At 72.2% G+C, this 17,997-nt stretch carries 11 protein-coding genes; 3 read left to right on the plus strand and 8 right to left on the minus strand.

Annotated elements, in window-relative coordinates; all coding sequences use genetic code 11:
* Positions 1–23: 23 nt before the first annotated feature.
* Positions 24–3,122 (minus strand): AAA family ATPase, encoded by a 3,099-nt coding sequence (locus tag ACFQS2_RS07425; RefSeq protein WP_377793200.1) that lies wholly within the window; start codon positions 3,120–3,122, stop codon positions 24–26.
* Positions 3,119–4,303, minus strand: a complete 1,185-nt coding sequence (locus ACFQS2_RS07430) for an exonuclease SbcCD subunit D (protein WP_377793201.1) — start codon at positions 4,301–4,303, stop codon at positions 3,119–3,121. The genes ACFQS2_RS07425 and ACFQS2_RS07430 overlap by 4 nt, the downstream gene beginning before the upstream one ends.
* Positions 4,304–4,421: 118 nt before the next feature.
* Here ACFQS2_RS07430 and ACFQS2_RS07435 point away from each other — a divergent pair, with 118 nt between their 5' ends.
* On the plus strand, positions 4,422–5,924 hold the full coding sequence (locus ACFQS2_RS07435) for a dihydrolipoyl dehydrogenase family protein (protein ID WP_377793202.1): 1,503 nt from the start codon (positions 4,422–4,424) through the stop codon (positions 5,922–5,924).
* Positions 5,925–6,072: 148 nt separating this feature from the next.
* On the plus strand, positions 6,073–6,768 hold the full coding sequence (locus ACFQS2_RS07440) for a hypothetical protein (protein WP_377793203.1): 696 nt from the start codon (positions 6,073–6,075) through the stop codon (positions 6,766–6,768).
* 73 nt (positions 6,769–6,841) lie between these two features.
* Here ACFQS2_RS07440 and ACFQS2_RS07445 read toward each other — a convergent pair whose 3' ends face one another.
* From ACFQS2_RS07445 to ACFQS2_RS07455, 3 genes are all read right to left on the minus strand, one after another.
* Positions 6,842–8,218: an APC family permease gene (locus tag ACFQS2_RS07445; protein ID WP_377793204.1), complete on the minus strand. Its 1,377-nt coding sequence runs from the start codon at positions 8,216–8,218 to the stop codon at positions 6,842–6,844.
* 39 nt (positions 8,219–8,257) lie between these two features.
* Positions 8,258–11,014 carry an ExeM/NucH family extracellular endonuclease gene (locus ACFQS2_RS07450; protein WP_377793205.1) on the minus strand — a complete coding sequence of 919 codons (2,757 nt, stop codon included), beginning with the start codon at positions 11,012–11,014 and terminating at the stop codon, positions 8,258–8,260.
* A gap of 160 nt (positions 11,015–11,174) precedes the next feature.
* Positions 11,175–13,778: a 5'-nucleotidase C-terminal domain-containing protein gene (locus ACFQS2_RS07455; protein ID WP_377793206.1), complete on the minus strand. Its 2,604-nt coding sequence runs from the start codon at positions 13,776–13,778 to the stop codon at positions 11,175–11,177.
* Between the two features lie 515 nt (positions 13,779–14,293).
* Here ACFQS2_RS07455 and ACFQS2_RS07460 point away from each other — a divergent pair.
* The gene (locus ACFQS2_RS07460; RefSeq protein ID WP_377793207.1) at positions 14,294–15,745 is read left to right on the plus strand and encodes an NAD(P)/FAD-dependent oxidoreductase; all 1,452 of its coding nucleotides are present in this window, start codon (positions 14,294–14,296) and stop codon (positions 15,743–15,745) included.
* Positions 15,746–16,026: 281 nt separating this feature from the next.
* Here ACFQS2_RS07460 and ACFQS2_RS07465 read toward each other — a convergent pair whose 3' ends face one another.
* The 3 genes from ACFQS2_RS07465 to ACFQS2_RS07475 are packed head-to-tail and all read right to left on the minus strand — an operon-like array spanning position 16,027 to position 17,968.
* The gene (locus ACFQS2_RS07465) at positions 16,027–16,563 is read right to left on the minus strand and encodes a DUF202 domain-containing protein (RefSeq protein ID WP_377793208.1); all 537 of its coding nucleotides are present in this window, start codon (positions 16,561–16,563) and stop codon (positions 16,027–16,029) included.
* Positions 16,560–16,922 (minus strand): YidH family protein, encoded by a 363-nt coding sequence (locus ACFQS2_RS07470; protein WP_377019317.1) that lies wholly within the window; start codon positions 16,920–16,922, stop codon positions 16,560–16,562. Before ACFQS2_RS07470 ends, ACFQS2_RS07465 begins: the two co-directional genes overlap by 4 nt.
* A complete protein-coding gene (locus tag ACFQS2_RS07475) occupies positions 16,919–17,968 on the minus strand; it encodes a formylglycine-generating enzyme family protein (protein WP_377793209.1) in 1,050 nt (349 codons plus the stop codon). Before ACFQS2_RS07475 ends, ACFQS2_RS07470 begins: the two co-directional genes overlap by 4 nt.
* Positions 17,969–17,997 lie beyond the last annotated feature (29 nt).

Genomic DNA, 17,997 nt, shown 5'->3' on the forward strand with positions numbered 1-17,997 from the left:
CACGCGGTCACGCGGTCACGCGGTCACGCGGTCACCGACAGGGTCGAGGAGCGGTCCGGCAGGCGCCGCACATGGATCTGCTCGGCGATCTGGGCCTTCATCTCGCTGACGTGGCTGACGATGCCGATGGTGCGACCGTGCTCGGCCAGGCGCCCGATCTCGGCGACCACCCGCTCCAGGGCTTCGGGGTCGAGGCTGCCGAAGCCCTCGTCGATGAACAGGGTCTCCATCTGCACTCCCCCGGCCTCGGCGGTGACGATGTCGGCCAGGCCGAGGGCGAGGGCGAGGGAGACGAAGAAGGTCTCGCCGCCGGAGAGGGTCTCGGGCAGCCGATGCTGGTCGGTGCGGTGGTCGATGACCAGCAGGTCCAGTCCGGTCTTCTTGGCGCCTCGGGCCCCGGTGTCGCGCAGCAGCTCCAGGGTGGAGTCGGAGAACTGGGCCAGGCGGGTGTTGGCCGCGGCGACGACCTCCTCGAAGCGGCGCATGAGCACGTAGGTCGACAGCTGGATACGGGTGCCGTCGGAGGAGCGCCCGGTGGCGAGGTCGGCGACGCGCACGATGGCCCCGGCGGTGCTGTCCAGACGTGCCAGGCGGTCCAGCGCCCCGTCCAGCGCGGTGCGTGCACCGGCGGTGCGCTCGGCTGCGGCGCGCAGCCTCGCGGCGTGGTCGCCGGCTTCCCGGGCGGCGGTGCGGGCGAGGGTGAGGGCTTCGGCGGCGGCCGTGACGACCTGGTCCACTGCGCCGGCCGCGTCCTCGCTCGCGTCGATCTCGGCGACGCCCTCCTCGGCCATGCCATCGGTGTATCGGGCCCGGTTCACGGTGCGGTCCGAGAGCAGCGTCGTCAGCTCTGCCCGCTCGCCCTCGGCCAGGACGGCGGCGCGCAGCTCGTCATCCGTGGCGAAGGGAGTGTGCCCGGCAGCGGTCAGCTGCTCGGCGGCCTCGGCGCGGGCGGCGGCTGCCTCCTCCTCGAGTTCGGCGAGGCGAGCGGCGGCCTGGTCCGCCGCGAGGTGCGCCTCGCGCAGCGCGGTCGCCGCTCTGGCTCTGGTCAGCTGGGCCGCGCGACGCTCGGTCACGCTCGCATGCTCGCCACGGGCCTCACGCGCCCGTTCGGTGTCCTTGGCCAGAGCGGTCTCGGCCTCGCGCAGGGAGGCGGCCCGCCCCTCCAGCTCGCGCTCCTGGGCGCTGCAGTGCTGGGTCAGCCGGGTGGTCTCGGCGTCGTGCGCCTCGAGCTCCTTCTCCAGGGTCTCGGCGCGCTTCTGAGCGGCCAGCGCCTTCTCGACGGCCTGCTGGGCGTCGGCGTCGGCGGTGCGGGCGTCCTCGAGGGTGAGCCCGCCGGCGTCGGCCAGGGCCTTGTCGCGCTGTGTGCGCACGGCGGTGAGCGATTCGGCGGCGCGGGAGGCGGCCTCGTCGGCGCTCCGGCGGTGCTCTTCGGCGGCCTCGATCTGCTCGGGGCCGACGTGGTCCTCGGCGGGTTCCGCGGGTGCGGGATGTTCCGTGGACCCGCAGACGGGGCAGGCCTCCTCGGGGGCGAGCTGCAGGGCGAGCTCGGAGGCGATGCCGGCGTGGCGGCGATCGCGCAGCCTCTTCTCCTCGTCGGCGGCCCGTCGCGCGGCCGCGAGCGCGGCGGCGGCGGTCCTCTCCGCCGCGGTGACCTCCTTCGCGAGCCGGTCCGCGTCGCGGGCGGCGGCCAGGTGCGAGGCGGCGGTCACGCGAGCGGCGCGGGCATCGCCGAGTGCTTCCGCGGCGGTCTGGGCAGTGGTGCGCTCGGCGACGAGCTTCTGGCGGGCCTCGGGGCGGGCGGCGAGCTGCTCGGTCAGCGCCTGGATGCTCGTGGCCAGCTCGGCATCAGTCTGGCGGCGGGTCTCGATCTCCCTCGCGCGCTGGGGCAGGGCCTTCTCGAGGTCGACGAGGTCCCCCAGGGCTCCGGCGGCCGAGGTGGCGTCCTCGGCGGCGGCGGCCAGGGCCTCCAGCGGATCCTCCCCGTCCAGCAGCTCGACGAGGTCCGGGTGGGACTCCCGGTGCCTCGCGGCGACGTCCTCCCGGGCAGCGCGCAGGTCGCTCAGCCGCTGGGCGGCGTGGCTCGCCCGCTGCAGCGCGACGGCGGCGGGCCGGGCGGCGTCGTCGCAGGTCAGTCGGCGCTGCGCCGCGCGGGCTGCCGGTTCCTCCTCGGCCAGGCGCGCTGCCAGGGCATCGAGCTCGCGGCGGCGGGTGATCCGTGCGCGGTGGGTGGCGGCGCGGTCGGCGTGCTCGCGGGCCGTGGTCTCGCGCCCAGTGGCGGCGGTGGCGGCCTCGGCGGCGTCCTCGGCCCGGGCGGTGAGGGCCTTCTCGATGCTGGTGACGGCGACGCTCAGCTCGTCCCGGCGACCGCTCGCGGCGTGGTCGTCGAGCTCGCTGCGCTGTTCGTCCTCGAGGCCGGCGGCCTCGGCGAAGCGGGCGACGGCCTTGCTGACGTCGTTGCGGGCGGCGGTGACCTCCGTGGCGGCCTCGCGCCGCATCTGTTCGAGCTGCTTCTCGACGTTCTGGTAGATCTCGGTGCCGAACACGCGCTGCAGCACCGTCTGGCGCTCGCCCGTGCCTGCGCGCAGGAAGCGGGCGAACTCATTCTGCGGCAGCAGCACGGTCTGGGTGAACTGCTCGCGGGAGAGGCCGACGGCACGGGTGATCTCCCCGCCGATCTCGTCGAGCCGGGTCGAGATCGGCGTGACGCCGGCCCCCTCCCCGGCGCGGTCGGCGAGGGCGGCGGGGATCAGCTCGGGCGAGCTGAGCCGCCACAGGATGGCCCGGGCGTTCTCCTTGGTGGTTCCGGTGCCGCGGCGCTTGGCGCGGGCGTACTGCGGCTGGCGGCGCACCCGGTAGATCCCGTGACCGGTCTCGAAGACGAGGTCGACGGCGCTGGGGGCGGTGGGGTCGGCGAACTGGGAGCGGATCCGTTCGCCGCTGGCTTCGCTGCCGGCCACGGTGCCGTAGAGGGCGAACACGATCGCGTCGAGGATCGTGGACTTGCCCGATCCCGTCGGCCCCTCCAACAGGAACATGCCGCTGGTCGAGAGGGAGGCGAGGTCGATGTCGACGGTGTCGCGGAAGGGGCCGATGCCGGTCAGGCGCAGGTGGTGGAGCTTCATGAGGCCTCCGACCGCTGCGCGCGCACGCTCTGGTAGGCCTGCTCGAGCACGTCACGTTCCGCGTCGGTCGCCTCCGTCCCGGTGACGTACTCCAGGAACTGGCCCATGACCTCCATCGGATCCTGTTCACGGCGCACCACGGGAGTGAGGTCGCTGTCCTCGCGCCCCTGGGGACGATGCTCGGTATGGCGCAGATGCGGGTACGCGCCGCGCAGGCGTTCGAGCAGGTGGGGCGGCCGATGCGGATCGGTGATCACCGCCTTGACCCAGTCCTCGCCGTGGGTCTCGGCCTGGGCGAGGACCTCCTCGAGGGTGCCCTGCAGCTCGCTCAGGCGCCGCGGCACCGGGGTGGCGATGCGCTGGACGGACACCTCCCCGGGGGCGTCGAGCTCGACCAGCAGCACGGACTTGCGATGGTCCTTCTCGGAGAAGGAGAAGGCCAGCGGTGACCCGCAGTACCAGGCCGTGGTGCCTGCCTGGGCGGAGAGATCCTGGCAGCCGTGGAGGTGACCGAGGGCCACGTAGTCGACGCCGCGCAGCGCATCGGCCGGCACCGAGTCGACGCCGCCGACGCTGAGGTCCCGCTCGGAGTCGCTGCCGGAGCCGCCGGCGACGAAGGTGTGCGCCAGAACCACCGATCGTGCCCTCGGTCCCGGCTCGGCGGCTTCCGCGTGCTGGGCGATCCGCGTGGCGATGCGCTCCATCGCGGCGCGGGTGACGGCCTCGTGGCTGCGGCCGAGCGGCTGGGTCTCGTCGGCCGCGAGGGCGAAGCGCGCGATGTCGGGCTCGAGGTAGGGCAGAGCGAAGAACAGCACCTCACCGTGGGCATCGGGCACCACGACGGGATGCTCGAGCGCGGTGCGGGCATCGGCGAGGATGTGCACCCCGTCGCGCATCAGGGCAGAGCCGAAGCCGAGACGCTTCGCGGAATCGTGGTTGCCGGGCGTGAGAATCACGGTGGCGACGTCGGCCAGACGCCGCAGAGTCCGCCCCAGCAGTTCCACGGACCGCACCGGAGGCACCGCGCGGTCGTACACGTCACCCGGGATGACGACCACGTCGACCTCGCGCTCGGTCACCAGGTCGACCAGCCAGTCGTGGAAGTCGGCCTGGTGATCGTGCAGATCGGCCTCATGGAGGGTGCGCCCCAGGTGCCAGTCCGAGGTGTGCAGGATTCTCATGGCTCCGACTCTAAGGACCGCCGCCGACAACCCGGGCGCGCCGCGCGGCGCTGTGGACGGACGGCACTGGGGAGGAACACCCCGTGACGTCGGCCGCCGGGCGGCGTAGCGTGCCGTCATGGCCCACGAAGCGAACGCCACCGACTCCGCCCCGACCACAGAGATCACCGCCGACGTCGTCGTGCTCGGCGGCGGCCCCGTGGGTGAGAACGCCGCCCAGTACGCCACCGAGGGCACGGACCTCAGCGCCGTGATCATCGAGGGTGAACTGCTGGGCGGCGAATGCTCGTACTACGCCTGCATCCCCTCGAAAGCTCTGCTGCGGCCGACGTCCGTGGCCGGCGCCGCCGCTCATCTCGACGGGGTCGGTGATCCCGAGATCGACCGGGACGCCCTGCTGGCACGACGCGATACGTGGGTCTCGAACTACGACGACTCCGGCCAGGTGCAGTGGGCCGAGGGTGCCGGGATCCAGGTGGTGCGCGGGCACGGCCGGCTCGTCGGCGAGCGCGAGGTGCTCGTCGAGCCCGCCGACGGCCAGGACGGCAGCGGGCCGACACTCGTCCACGCCGAGCGGGCAGTCGTGCTCGCCACCGGCTCGGAGGCGAGGATCCCCGAACCGTTGCAGGCGCTGGCCCCGTGGACCTCGCGCGACGTCACCGGGGTGAGGGAGGTTCCCGGCCAGCTGCTGATCGTCGGCGGCGGCGTGGTGGCCGTGGAGGCCGCGACGTGGATGGCCGCGCTGGGCAGCGAGGTGACGATGCTGGTGCGCGGGGACGGACTGCTCAGCGGCTACGAACCCTTCGCCGGGGAGCACGTGCTGGAGGCCCTGGGGAACCTGGGTGTCACCGTGGAGCTGGGCACCTCCGTGGTCTCCGGCGAGCGCGCCGATGCACGGCGGACCGGGCTGGGCCGGCTGCACGGCGGCGCGGTGACCCTGCAGGTCGAGGATGCCGACGGGCGGCGCGATGTCACCGGGGACGAGGTGCTGGCCGCGACCGGCCGCAGTCCCCGGCTGAGCAGCGTCGGACTCGATGCGATCGGGCTCACGGCCGACGACGTGACCGCCGCCGCGAAGCCCACGTCTGACAATGCCGCCGAGACAGCGCTGCCGGACTGGCTGCATGCCGTCGGAGATGCCAGCGGGGAGGCGCCGCTGACGCACTGGGGCAAGTACCGCGCCCGCGTGATCGGCCAGCGCATTCGCGCCGGGGCCACCGGTGAAGCTCTCGAGCCCATTCCGGATCACGTGCCCGTTCCCCAGGTCGTGTTCACCGAGCCCCAGGTCACCTCGGCCGGCCTCACCGAAGCGCAGGCCCGGGAGCAGAGGATCGACGTGGTCACCGCGCAGGTCCCCTTCGGCGGAGCGGCGGGCTCCGCTCTGCTGCGGGACGATGTCACCGGCACTGCGCAGCTGGTGGTCGATGCGAGCACGAGACAGCTGGTCGGTGCGACGTTCGTCGGCCCCGACGCCTCGGAGATGATCCACGCTGCCACTATCGCGATCGTCGGGAAGGTGCCGGTGCACGTGCTGCGGCACGCGGTGCCGAGCTTTCCCACGGCCTCGGAGCTGTGGCTGCAGCTGCTGGAAGAGCTGCCGCGGGAGATGCGGGCCGGCTGAGATTCGGACTCGGGGCGCGGCTGGCGCCGCGTGAACTCCTTCCTTGGGAGGAGATGACAGATCGCACTGGTCCTGGTCTGCGACGTCGGCTGGAATAGACGGGTCGACAACTCGCGGGCTCGCGGCATCGCGCCGCTGGGGAGGATCAATGTTCAGGAGATTGCAGCGCTCGCTCCGTCAGCGTCGGGCGAAGCCCGGCGACGGCAGGGCGCTCACGACGCTGCGCTGGTGGCAGCTGCTGACCCGCACCCAGTTCTTCCTGGATCCGGACGACGGGGCGGGGCGGTCCTCGCAGTACGCCGTCGACGTGCGGTACCTCGCCGCCGAGCTCGAGGGCGGCAAGATCGCCGAGGGCGCGCGGCACGCCCCGGTCGAGCTCTATCGTGACGGCCGACAGATCCAGATCGCGAACCCGCCGGTCGCGTTCGACGTCCCCGGCGGCGTGATCGAGGTGGCCACCAGCATGTACGGCCTGACCCGGATGCACCACGTGCCGGAGGACGGCACCCGGTCGCAGCCCCTGCGCCCGCACCCCCGCTCGATGGAGGGCCGGCGCGCACGCGTCGACCGGCGCCATCCGCGGGCCAGCGCCGCTATCGGGATGGTCGCGATCGTGATCCTGCTGATCGGCCTCGTGACCATGGTCCCGCAGCTGGCGGAGCTGGTCACGAGCGTGGACGTGGTCGCCGAGCGGATCGGCACCTTCACCTCCCCGATCAGCCTGCCCGCGTGGGCGAACACCACGCTGCTCGTCGCGGGCGCTCTCGCGGCGACCGAACGCGCCCTGACCCTGCGCCACCACTGGCTGATCGACGCCGACACCACCTGGACCGCCTGGACCTGAGCCCTGGCGGGATGGTGCTCCGCCCGAGCCCGAGCCCGCGCCGGCGCGGCTGCGGGTGCGAATGCAGGCGAGCTCAGCGCCGCAGGGCCAGCGCGGCGCCGCGATACGCCACGCCGATCAGCACGAGCCCCACGCCGGCCACGATCGTCCGGCCCGGCAGCGCCGCCACCAGCGCGAGGCAGCCGATCAGGCCCAGCACCTGCAGGGCCCTGGGGAACAGGCGCCACTGGCCGCGCTGGGTGAAGGCGGCGAGGTTCGCGACCCCGTAGTACAGCAGCACCCCGAACGACGAGGCGGCCACTGCCACCAGCACGTCGCCGGCCAGCAGCACCAGCAGTACGATGGCGATCGCAGCGGTGATCTCGGCGCGCTGCGGCACCGAGAAGCGCTGGTTCACCTGTGCCAGCGGGCGGGGTAGGTCGCTCTCGCGCGCCATGGCGAGCATGGTGCGGGAGATGCCCGCGACCAGGGCGAGCAGCGCCCCACCGGCCGCGGCGATGGCACCCACGGTGACGATGAGGTGCCAGCCTGCGCCGGCACCTACCCCGTCGAGAGCGGTGCGGAACGGCGCCGGTCCCCACCCCTGGTCGCCGGGGGCGGGGCCCACGGCGACCAGCACGATCGACAGCGCCACGTACAGCACGAACACCGCTGCGAGCGCCAGCAGGATCGCGCGCGGGATGGTGCGGCGCGGGGAGATCACCTCTTCGCCGAGGGTTGCGATGCGCGCGTATCCGGCGAAGGCGAAGAACATGATCGCCGCGGCCTGTGCGACCACGAGTGCGAGGCCGAGGGGTCCTCCGGTGGCGGCGCCGAGCACCGCGGCGAGGCCGCCGTCCCACAGTCCTGCGTCGGCCCCGGCGAGCGGGCCGGGGGCTCCGGCGGCGAAGCCCTGGGCCCCGTCGGACGGGCTGCCCGCTCCCCCACCGAGCCCGACGAGCAGGCGCGCCGCGGTGAGCACCAGTGCTGTCACCGCGATCGTGACCAGCACTCGGGCGAGCGCCGCGGTGCGGGTGATGCCGACCAGGTTCACCGCGGTCAGCACCACGACGACTGCGGCGGCGACCGGGCGCTGGGCCGGTTCGGGCACCAGGTAGGCGGCGATCACCAGGGCCATCGCCGCGCAGGAGGCGGTCTTGCCGATGACGAAGCACCAGCCGGCGAGGAAGCCCCACCAGGGCCCCAGCTGCTTGCCCCCGAAGTGGTACACACCGCCGGAGGCCGGGTGCTGAGCGGCCAGCTGCGCGGTGGAGGTGGCGTTGCACAGGGCGACCACGGCGGCGACCAGCACCGCCAGCGGTGCCAGCACCCCGGCGAGGTCCTGGCCGGCGCCGAGGGAGACGAAGGCGCCGGCCCCGATCATCGCGGCCAGGCCGACGATGACCGCGTCGGTCAGCCGCAGGCGGCGGGCCAGGGCGTCCGGGCCGGGCGGCGGCGCCGGGCTCGTCATGAGATGAGCCCGGCGCCGTCGGCCGGAGCAGGTGGCACGTCAGTCGTCCTTGCCGTGGCCCTTGGCCTTGCCGTTGGCCTTGCCCTTGTCATGACCGTGGGCGTTGCCGTTGCCATGGCCCTGACCGTTGCCGTGGCCCTTGCCGTGACCCTTGTCGTGGCCCTTGCCCTTGCCGTGGCCCTTGCCGGGGTGACCGGACTCCTCGTCGTCATCCTGGTCATCCTCGTCGTCCCCACCGCCTGCGGGGAACCCGGCATCCAGGCCGGCGATGATCGGGTCGTGGTCGGAGGAGCCGAACACGCCGTCCTCGTACAGGTCGACGGTGTTGTTGTGGTACCGCGAGTACTGGGTCATCACGGACTCGGCACCGTTGATCTGCCAGTGGGTGCCACCGGTGAGGCGCTCGGCGGCGGCGGGATTGGCCAGGACGTGGTCGAGCGAGCCGACCATGCCGTCGTAGCTGTAGGACCAGCCCTCGGGATCGTAGGTCTCGCCGAGGTCGATGTAGCCCTGGTCGTAGAACGTCTGCAGCGGGTCCTCCTGCGTGTACGCGTTGAAGTCGCCGCCGTGGAAGAAGTCCTCGACGCCGAGCTCCGCGGCCGTCTCCTCGCTCCAGCTCAGCAGCGCCTCGGCCTGCTGCAGGCGGGAGGTGCGGGCATTGCCCTGGACCGGGTCCTCCTCCAGCTCGGCATCCTCGGCGTCCTGGGAACCCTTGGACTTGAAGTGGTTGACGGTGAAGAAGAACGGCTCACCCTCGACCTGCTCCTCGCCGGAGCCCTGGACGGGCACGAACACCTGCCCGATCGGCTCGCGGGCGTTGTCGAACGCCTCGTCGCCGGCGAGGATCTGCGCCTGGCCCTGCGGGGCCACGGCGGCGGTGCGGTAGATGATCGCGTTGGTGATGACGTCGCTGCCGCCGTCCAGGCCCTGCTCGGCGTAGGCCTCACCGGTGCGGACGTAGTCCCAGGTGCCCTCGCCGTCGCGCTCGTTCAGCGCGGCGACCAGGGTGGCGGTGGCCTCGTCGGGCTCCTCGCCCAGGCGGGCGGAGTTCTCGATCTCCATCAGGCCCACCACCTCGGCCTCGGTGCCGGAGATCGCCTCGACGATCTTGGACTGCTGGCGCTCGAGGTCGTCGGCTCCCCACGCGCCGCGCAGGTCGCAGCCGCCGCGCACGTTGGTGCCCTCGCCGTGGAGGTTGGTGTAGGGCTCGCAGCCAGGGGTGTCCTCACCGAGGGTGGTGAAGTAGTTCAGCACGTTGAACGTGGCCAGCTGCAGGTCTCCGCCGACCTCGTCGGGCGTGGCGCTGCGGGTGTTCTCGAAGTCGACCCCGTCGGTCTCGGCCGATTCCCACGGGGTGGTGGTGTTCAGCCGCCACTGGTCGAAGGAGTAGGCGACGACGGTGGGCTCGGTGAACCCGACGGAGGCGCCGACTCGCACGGGCTCCTCGGTGGTCAGCCAGCTCATCGGCTGCTCGGGGTTGCTGCTGAAGTTGGTCGACTTCCCGTCGTCCAACAGCACCAGGTTCTGGGCCTGCTGCTCGAAGTAGGCGGTGGCCTCCTCGCCCGGCTCCATGATGTCGCCGGCCTGCTTCAGCGGCTCGTCGCCGATGGCCAGGCCCACCTCGCCGTACTGGTTGGTGCCGTAGACGTCGGTGACGGTGAAGTCGCCCTCACCCGGCAGGTAGAGCATGTGCTCGATGCTCTCGCGCTCGGTCTCCTCGGTCGGGAAGCCGCCCTCGATCGTGAGGGGCTCGACCTCGCCGAGGGGTTCGGGCAGCTGCTCGAGCCCGCCGGCGCCGACGGTGACCTGCGTGGATTCGTAGTACTCGGAGACCTCGCCGGTCACGCGGACAGATTCGCCGATGGCGACGTCGCCGACGGTGTCGGGCGAGTAGACGAACACGGCGGTGGAGCCGGTGTGCGTGGAGAAGTCCAGCGCCCCGCCGGTGCCGGGGGTCTGGATGACGTAGCCGTCCAGGCCGCCGGTGGCGTAGACCGCGGTCACGACGCCCTCGGTGACGACAGTTTCGCCCTCCAGGGGGCTGGCCTCGCCCGTGCCCTGGATCTCGGCGATGCTCGCCTCGGTGGGATCGGCCGGCACCTCGGGATCCTCGGGCTCCTCCGGATCCTCGGAGTCCGTCTCCTCCGCGCCCGACGGGGTCGGCGTGGGGGCGCCCTCGACGAAGTCGGTGGAGTTCTCGCCGGTGACCTCGACGCGGGAGACGGAGGTGGCGTTGTCGGTGCCGGGAGCGGGGGCGTCCCCGGAGAAGGTCTCCGCCGCGCCCCAGCCGACGAGGTCGACGACGGCCGGGTCCTCGGCGCAGGTGGTCCCGTGGCACTCGAGGTTGCCCTCGGCGTCGGACAGGGCGAACACGCCGCCGCTGCCGGAGGCGTTGATGCCGCCGGTGAGGTCGGCCGCGGGCAGGGGCTCGCCGTTGCCGTTGCCGGAGGCCAGCTCGATGAGGAAGGTGCCGCCGGCGGGGACGGTGCCGCTGAGGGAGACGGTGTTGTTGAAGGTGCCGGTCTTCGAGGCGTACTGGAGGGACCAGCCGTCGAGGCTGATGTCGGCCTCGGAGGTGTTGCGCAGTTCGACGAAGTCGCTCTGGAAGCTGGCCCCGGAGTTGCCCCCGCCGCCGTAGGCCTCGCTGATCTGGAGGTCGCCGGGGGTGACCACGGCGGCCTGGGCGATGGGCGCGATGCCGGGCAGGGCCGAGAGCCCGAGGGTGAGGGCGGCTGCGGCGATGCCGACGCGCGTCAGGCGCGGGTGCAGGCCGTCGCCGTGCGGACGAATGCTCATGGCGGGGTTCTCCTGAAGAGGCGGGATGCGTGGTGGGGTGCGGTGCACTGGGGGTGCGGGTGCTCTGATGGTGCGGCGAGCTGGCGGAGCGGGCGTGCTGCTCGACCCGCACACAGCGGCGGGCCGGGGAGCGGATCACTCCCCGGCCCGCCGTGCGGGGTCAGTCCGCTTCGGACAGGTAGGTGATGCCCTGCTCCGTGTTCATGCGGTACAGGAACGCGGCGGTGGCGTCACGGTTGGTCGGGTTCAGCGGGCGGTAGGTGCCGTCCGGCCAGCCCGTCGTGATGCCTTCGGACTCCATCCACGCGATCTCCTTGGCGTACATGGTGCTGGCCGGCACGTCGCTGAAGACGGGCGAGGTCGGGGCCTCCACCTCGGGCGAGCCCGCGTAGCGGTAGACGAACGCGGCCATCGCGTCGCGGGCGATCGGCTGGGTCGGGCGGAAGGTGCGATCCGACCAGCCGGTGGTGATGCCCTGCTGGTAGGCCCACATGATCGCGTCGTAGTGCTCGTCGCCCTTCTCGACGTCGGTGAACGGCTCGCTGCGCGGGTGGTCCACCTCCGGCGATCCGGCCATGCGGTACAGGAACGCCGCCATCGCGTCGCGGTTGACGGGCTCCAGCGGGCGGAAGGTGCCGTCGTCCCATCCGGTGGAGTAGCCCTCGTTCGCCATCCACATGATCTCGTCGTAGAACATGTTCGACGGGGGCACGTCGCTGAACTCGAGGGTTCCGCAGTCCTCGCCGCCGACGGCGGTGACCTCGTAGGTGACGGCGGTGCCGGTGTCGGGCTGGGCGGTGACGGTCAGCGGCACCGACTCGCCCTCGCTCACACAGAAGTCCTCGCCCAGGGCGACCTCGGCGGTGTAGCGGCCGCTGTCCGAATCCAGCTCGTACGGGGCCTCGAAGGTGCCGAGCTCGCCGGCGTCGACGGAGACCGTCGTGATCTGCGGGGCGCCGAGGCTCTCGGACTCCAGGCCGCGCAGGCGCAGGGTGGGCTGCTCGCCCTCGAGGATGTGGGCCTCGACCTGTCGCTGCGAGTAGTCGGGCTCGAGGTTCTCGTGGGCTCCGAGGTACTCGACGAAGGCCTCGCGGTCCAGCACGCCGGTGTCGCTGACGTTCTGCGCCTGAGCCAGGGTGTGCATGTTGTCGCCGCCCTCGAACAGGAAGCTCGCGGTGACGATCGTGTAGGTCGCCTCGGGGTCGATGGGCTCACCGTTGATCCGCACCGCGACGATGCGGTCGTCCATCTCCCGCTCGGCGTCGAAGACGTACTCGACGTTGTTCGAGACGCTGAAGGCGTAGAACTCGCTGGTGGGCTCGCCGCCGGCGTTGCGCTGCCACTGCTCCTCGAGCATCTGCACGAACTGCGCACCGGTGACCTCACCGGAGTTCAGGGTGTTGCCGAAGGGGACCATGTTGTTGGCCTCGGCGTAGGTGACCACGCCGTCGCCCTCGTTCCCGGCCGCCTCGTGGAACAGCTCGGCGCGGATGCCGCCGGGGTTCATCCAGCCGATGACCTCGTGCTCCTCCGTGGTGCCGCGCTCCTCGAGGTACCACTTCATGGAGTCGGCCAGCATGTTGCCGGCGGCCGAGTGGCGGGAGCGGTTGTCGCCCTTGGTGGTGGCCTGGTCGGTGACCGGATCGCTGGGCTTGCGGACGCCGTCGACGTACTCGGCCTTGTCCCCGGCCCACGAGGTGGTGATGTCGTCCTCGATGGTGCCGACGGGCTCGGCGCCGACCTCGGCGGCGTCCTCGATGGCGTCGGCGGCGACCGTGGAGGCGGCCTGGTAGGCGGGATCGTCGGCGCAGGCCTCGAGATCGGCGGCCTCGGTGGCGATCAGCTCGGGCTCCCCGGTGACGTCCCAGTCGCCGTCCTCGCCCAGCTGCAGGCTCGTCGAGCCCAGGAACTCACCGCTGGCTCCGGCCTGGATGACGGGACGCATCTCGCCGTCCTGGCCGGGCACCGGGGCGGTGTAGGCGTAGGTCTGGTGGGAGTCGCCGTTGAAGATGGCGTCGACCTCGGGGGAGGTCTCCTCGACGATCTTGTCGAAGATCGGGTCGCTGTTCTCCGGGGCCTGGCCGGCCTCGCCGTTGCCGCTGGCGCCCTCGTGGTACGAGGCGACGACGACGTCGTAGTCCTCGCCGGATGCCTCGAGGTCGGCGACGGCGTCGTTGACGGAGTCGACCGGGTCGCGGAACTCGAGACCCTCGATGGCGGCGGGGCTGACCTTGCCGGTCGTCTTGGTGGTGACCGCGCCGATCACGGCGACCTTCACGTCACCGGCCTCGACCACGGCCCAGGCGTCGTGCAGGAGGGTGCCGTCGGACTGGTAGACGTTCGCGGCGAGGTCGGGGAAGTCGGTGCGCGGGGCGATGCGGCCGGTGAGGTCCTCGTAGCCCTGGTCGTACTCGTGGTTGCCGATCGCCGCCGCGTCGACGCCGAGCGCGTTGAGGAAGTCGATCGTGGGCTCGTCGTTCTGCACGGCCGATTCGAAGGCCGAGCCGCCGACGTTGTCCCCGGCGGACAGCAGCGCCGTGTTGCCGCTCTCGCTGGCCGCGCGGGTGTTGGCGACGGTGCAGGCGAAGGCGTCCCCGGCCGGGAGGGCGCCGTGGAAGTCGTTGAAGGTGAGCAGGTCGACCTGGTCGCCGGGATCGGCGGCTGCGGCGCCGAGGGGCACCACGGCCGACGCGAACGCGATCGCGACGGTGCCCAGGCCCACGGACGCGCCGCGCGCGATGCGGCGTGCGGAGGAATCGAACATGAATGGCTCCTGAAGGAGAAGTGGAAGAACGCGGAACGCTGCGGTCCATCTCACCGCACCGGAGCCGAGACACGCCCATCCGTTCCCCGTCCGGGCCGCGACATGTCATCCGATGTTCATCTACCGTCCCGATCCGGCTGTGCGCTGTGATGGGACCGTAATGTCAGCTTTGCCGCCGCTTGACAGTGCCGCGCGCAGCGGACCGGCCCCGAATGCGCCGCCTCGCCGCCGGCGACCGTTTTCCCGTGTGGTGCCCGACCGACTGTCCCGGCCTGCGGTGACGGCACGCCGCCGGAGTGGGTAGCATCGGTGGGGACTTCGGACGAGCCGGTCCCTGCGAACCCTTCTCAGGCTCCGGGCCCGGCATGACCTCGGGCTCGCCTCCCGAGTCGCACGCCGGCCCGCCCGCAGCCCGCCCGCTCCTCTGCCTCTCCCCGTTCCAGATGCAGGCGCGGTTCCCGGCTCGCACGAGCGGTGGCCGGGTGGCCGTCCTCGTCGCCCTAGGAGTCCTGACCATGGTCATGCCGTTCCTCAGCCGTCGTCCCACCGTTCCCGCGAAGGATGGCCACAGCTGGCCGCACGTGATCATCCTGGGTGGTGGATTCGCCGGGGCACACGCCGTCAGGGCGCTGCGGGACGCCCGCGTGCGCGTCACCCTGATCGACCGGAACGTGTACAAGACCTTCCAGCCGCTGCTGTACCAGGTGGCCACCGCCGGCCTGAACCCGGGCGACGTGACCATGTTCCTGCGCGGGCTCTCGCTGAAGGTGCCCAACATGCGCTACCGCCAGGGCCATGTCACGGGCGTGGATCCCGAGCACAGGACCGTCACCATCGACGAGGGCCAGCAGGGCACCCATGAGCTCGAGTACGACTACCTGATCGTCGCCAACGGCGCCACGACCACGTTCTTCGGGACCCCGGGCGCCGAAGAGCACGCCATGCCGATGTACACCCGCTCGCAGGCGATAGCGATCCGCGACCGGGTCTTCTCGGAGCTGGAGCGCTCGAGCCGCGAGGCGGAGGCCGGCGTGGACCGGCTGCACGTGTGCGTGGTCGGCGGCGGGCCGACGGGCGTGGAGATCGCCGGCGCGCTGGCGGACTTCCGCATGCAGGAGCTGGACATCCTCTACCCCGAGATGGACCCGGGCACGCTGCAGATCACCGTGCTGAACCGCGGCGAGGACCTCATCAAGGAGTTCCGTCCCGAGTTCCGCGAGTACGCGGCCGAGGAGCTGCGCGAGCGCGGGGTCACGCTGCAGCTGGGCAAGGGCGTGCAGTCGGTGGGCTACGACCACGTGGTTCTCGACGACGACACCATCCTCGAATCGGACATCACCATCTGGGCCGCGGGCGTCACCGTGCCGGAGATCGTCTCGGAGTGGGGGCTGCCGCAGGACAAGCGCGGCCGCATCCAGGTCGACGACTACCTGCAGGTCAAGGGCCTGCCGGGGGTCTACGCGGCCGGCGACATCGCCGCCCAGGACGATCCGCTCCCCCAGCTCGCCCAGCCCGCCGTGCAGATGGGCGAGGCCGCGGCCGCCGCGATCGCCGCGGAGGTCGCCGGCAAGCCGCGCAAGAAGTTCGAGTACACCGATCTGGGCACCATGGCCACCATCGGCCGTCACGCCGCGATCGCGGAGATCCCGCACATGCCGGGCCTGACGGGATCCGTCGGCTGGGCGGCGTGGCTGGGCGTGCACGTGGCCAAGATGATCGGCCACCGCAACCGGCGCGCGGTGGCGATGAACCTGCTGACGCTGTACGGCGGCACCCGCGCGACCCACCAGCCCAACCCCGTCGTCGGCGAGGTCGATTCGGTGCGCGCGGCCCGGATCTTCGAGGAGCAGGCCAAGCACCGCAAGTTCGGCCGCGATGCCCAGGGCGCCTCCGAGTCCGACCGGATCGCCGCCGCGTCGGAGGGCGAGCACGGCGCACGCGACGTTGCCGACCCGGTCAAGGACTGACACGGAGACCAGCAGGAACGGTGCCTCGGCTCAGGAGCGTTCCCGCGGGAACGTCGTGAGGCGGGCGCCGCGCCGTACGGTGCCGCCCATTCCCCCGAAACATTGCAACGCTGAGACGTAAAGGTGAAATGGGTGCGCGTGTCGCGCCGGGTCGGGCCGGGCGGTCCGCCGTCCGCCGTCCGCCGTGGCCATCTGGTTCCATGGGCCGACGGCGTCCTGGTTCCACGGGCCGACGGCTTCGGGCGTCGCAACGAGGGAGGCGGTCGGGCCCTCGACTCCGCTCAGCGGATGAGGTTGACGACCAGGTACGAGGCGCAGACCAGCCCGATGCACAGCACGGCCGCGGTGCCCACGAGCATCGGCTTGCCGTCGCGGGCCAGCTGCCCCAGTCCCAGCAGCGAGTCCTGTGCCCGCTGGTAGCCGGAGGCGGTCAGCACGTAGGCGAGCACCGCGAGGCCGGCGCCGACCAGCCCGGCGACCGCGCCGAACAGGCCCAGCTGCTCGACGGTGAAACGCATCCCGACCAGGCTCGCGACCCCGAAGGCGAGGCAGGTGCGCCGCCACGACAGCAGGGTGCGCTCGGGCTGCAGTCCCGGATCGTAGATCGAGGTGACGTCCTGACCGGGCTGCGCCACCTCGCCGTCGGCCTCCGCGGGATCGGGGTGGACGCTCGCGTCCTGGACGCCGTCCGGGTCACCGGCTGCGCCGGCCTCGCCCCGGTCGCCGCGGCCCGCGGATCCGGTGGCTTCACGGTCGTCGTCCCCCGCGGGGCCGACGGGTCCGTCGTGCTCGTGCTCGTGCTCGTTCTCGTCGCTCACGCCACCAACCCGATGAACACCAGTGCCGCGGCGATGATGATGCCCACCACCAGCACGGCACCCACCGCCAGGCCGGGCAGCGGGCTCCCGTGGCGCAGCGACTTCTCGGTGGCGCGCCACCCGAGCCACGCCTGCAGGGACGCGATGGTGCCGAGGACGAGGAAGACCGAGGCGGCGGAGACGCGCCAGCCGACGGCATGGGGCAGAGCGAGAGCCTCCAGGGCGAACGCCCCGGCATACAGGGCCAGCGCCGTGCGCAGCCACGCGAGGAAGGTGCGCTCGTTGGCGAGGCTGAATCGCGGATCGGGCTCCTCGCCGTCGCGGTAGACGGAGGCGGGGAAACGGCGGGGAGCGTTCATGCGTCGGCCTTTCGGGGGGTCGCCGAGGAGTCGGGGCCGTCCCCGCCGACCAGGGCGACGGTGCGGAATCCGCCGTTGCCCATGGAGGAGTCCGGGGTGTTCTGGGAACGGGCCGAGTTGCGGTACCGATTGCAGTACGAGATGTGGCAGAGGTAGCTGCCGCCGCGCATCACCCGGGCCTGGCCGTCCTCGGGGCCGACGGGGTCGTGGGCGGTGGTGCGGTGCTCCGCGGTCGTCCCGCGGCGGTAGGTGGCCGGGTGGTACCAGTCCTGGCACCACTCCCACACGTTGCCGACGGTCTGCCACAGCCCGTAGCCGTTGGGCTCGAAGGTGCGCACGGGCGCGGTGGTGAGGAAGCCGTCCTCGCGGGTGTTCACGCGCGGGAAGTCGCCCTGCCAGATGTTGGCGCGCCAGCCGCCCTCGTCGACCTCCGCATCGCCCCACGGGTACTTCGCGCCCTCGAGGCCGCCGCGGGAGGCGTACTCCCATTCGGCCTCGGTGGGCAGGCGGCGACCGGCCCATTCGCAGTACGCCACGGCGTCATTCCAGCTCACGTGGACGACGGGATGGTCCTCGAGCCCGTCGATGCCGGACCGGGAGCCGCCGGGGTGGCGCCAGTCGGCGCCCTGGACGCCGCGCCACCACGGGGTGCCCTGGGCCGGGCCCATGATCTCCTCGTCCTTCGCAGCGACGGCGAGGTGGAACACGGCGGAGAACCCGAAGGTCTCGGCCTCGGTGCGGTAGCCGGTCGCCTCGACGAAGCGGGCGAAGTCGGCATTGGTCACGCTGGTGGCGTCGATCTCGAAGGCGCTGAGGGCGACCTGGTGGCGCGGGGTCTCCCCGTCGGCCCGATTACGGTCGCCCGAGGAGTCGCCCATGGTGAACGTCCCCGCGGGCACGCGGACCTGCTCGATGCCGTGCCGAGGCTGTGCGCCGTCACCCGTGGCGGTCTGCCCGGTACGGGTCGAGCCGAGTTCGACGAACTGATCGCGCGAGGGTGTACCGCAGCCGCAGCCGCACCCCGTGTTCCCTGCCGGATGGGACATCCTCGACTCCTCTCCTGCTCGGACCGCCG

The sequence above is a fragment of the Brachybacterium sp. GCM10030267 genome (assembly GCF_042666875.1).
Classification (GTDB): Bacteria; Actinomycetota; Actinomycetes; order Actinomycetales; family Dermabacteraceae; genus Brachybacterium.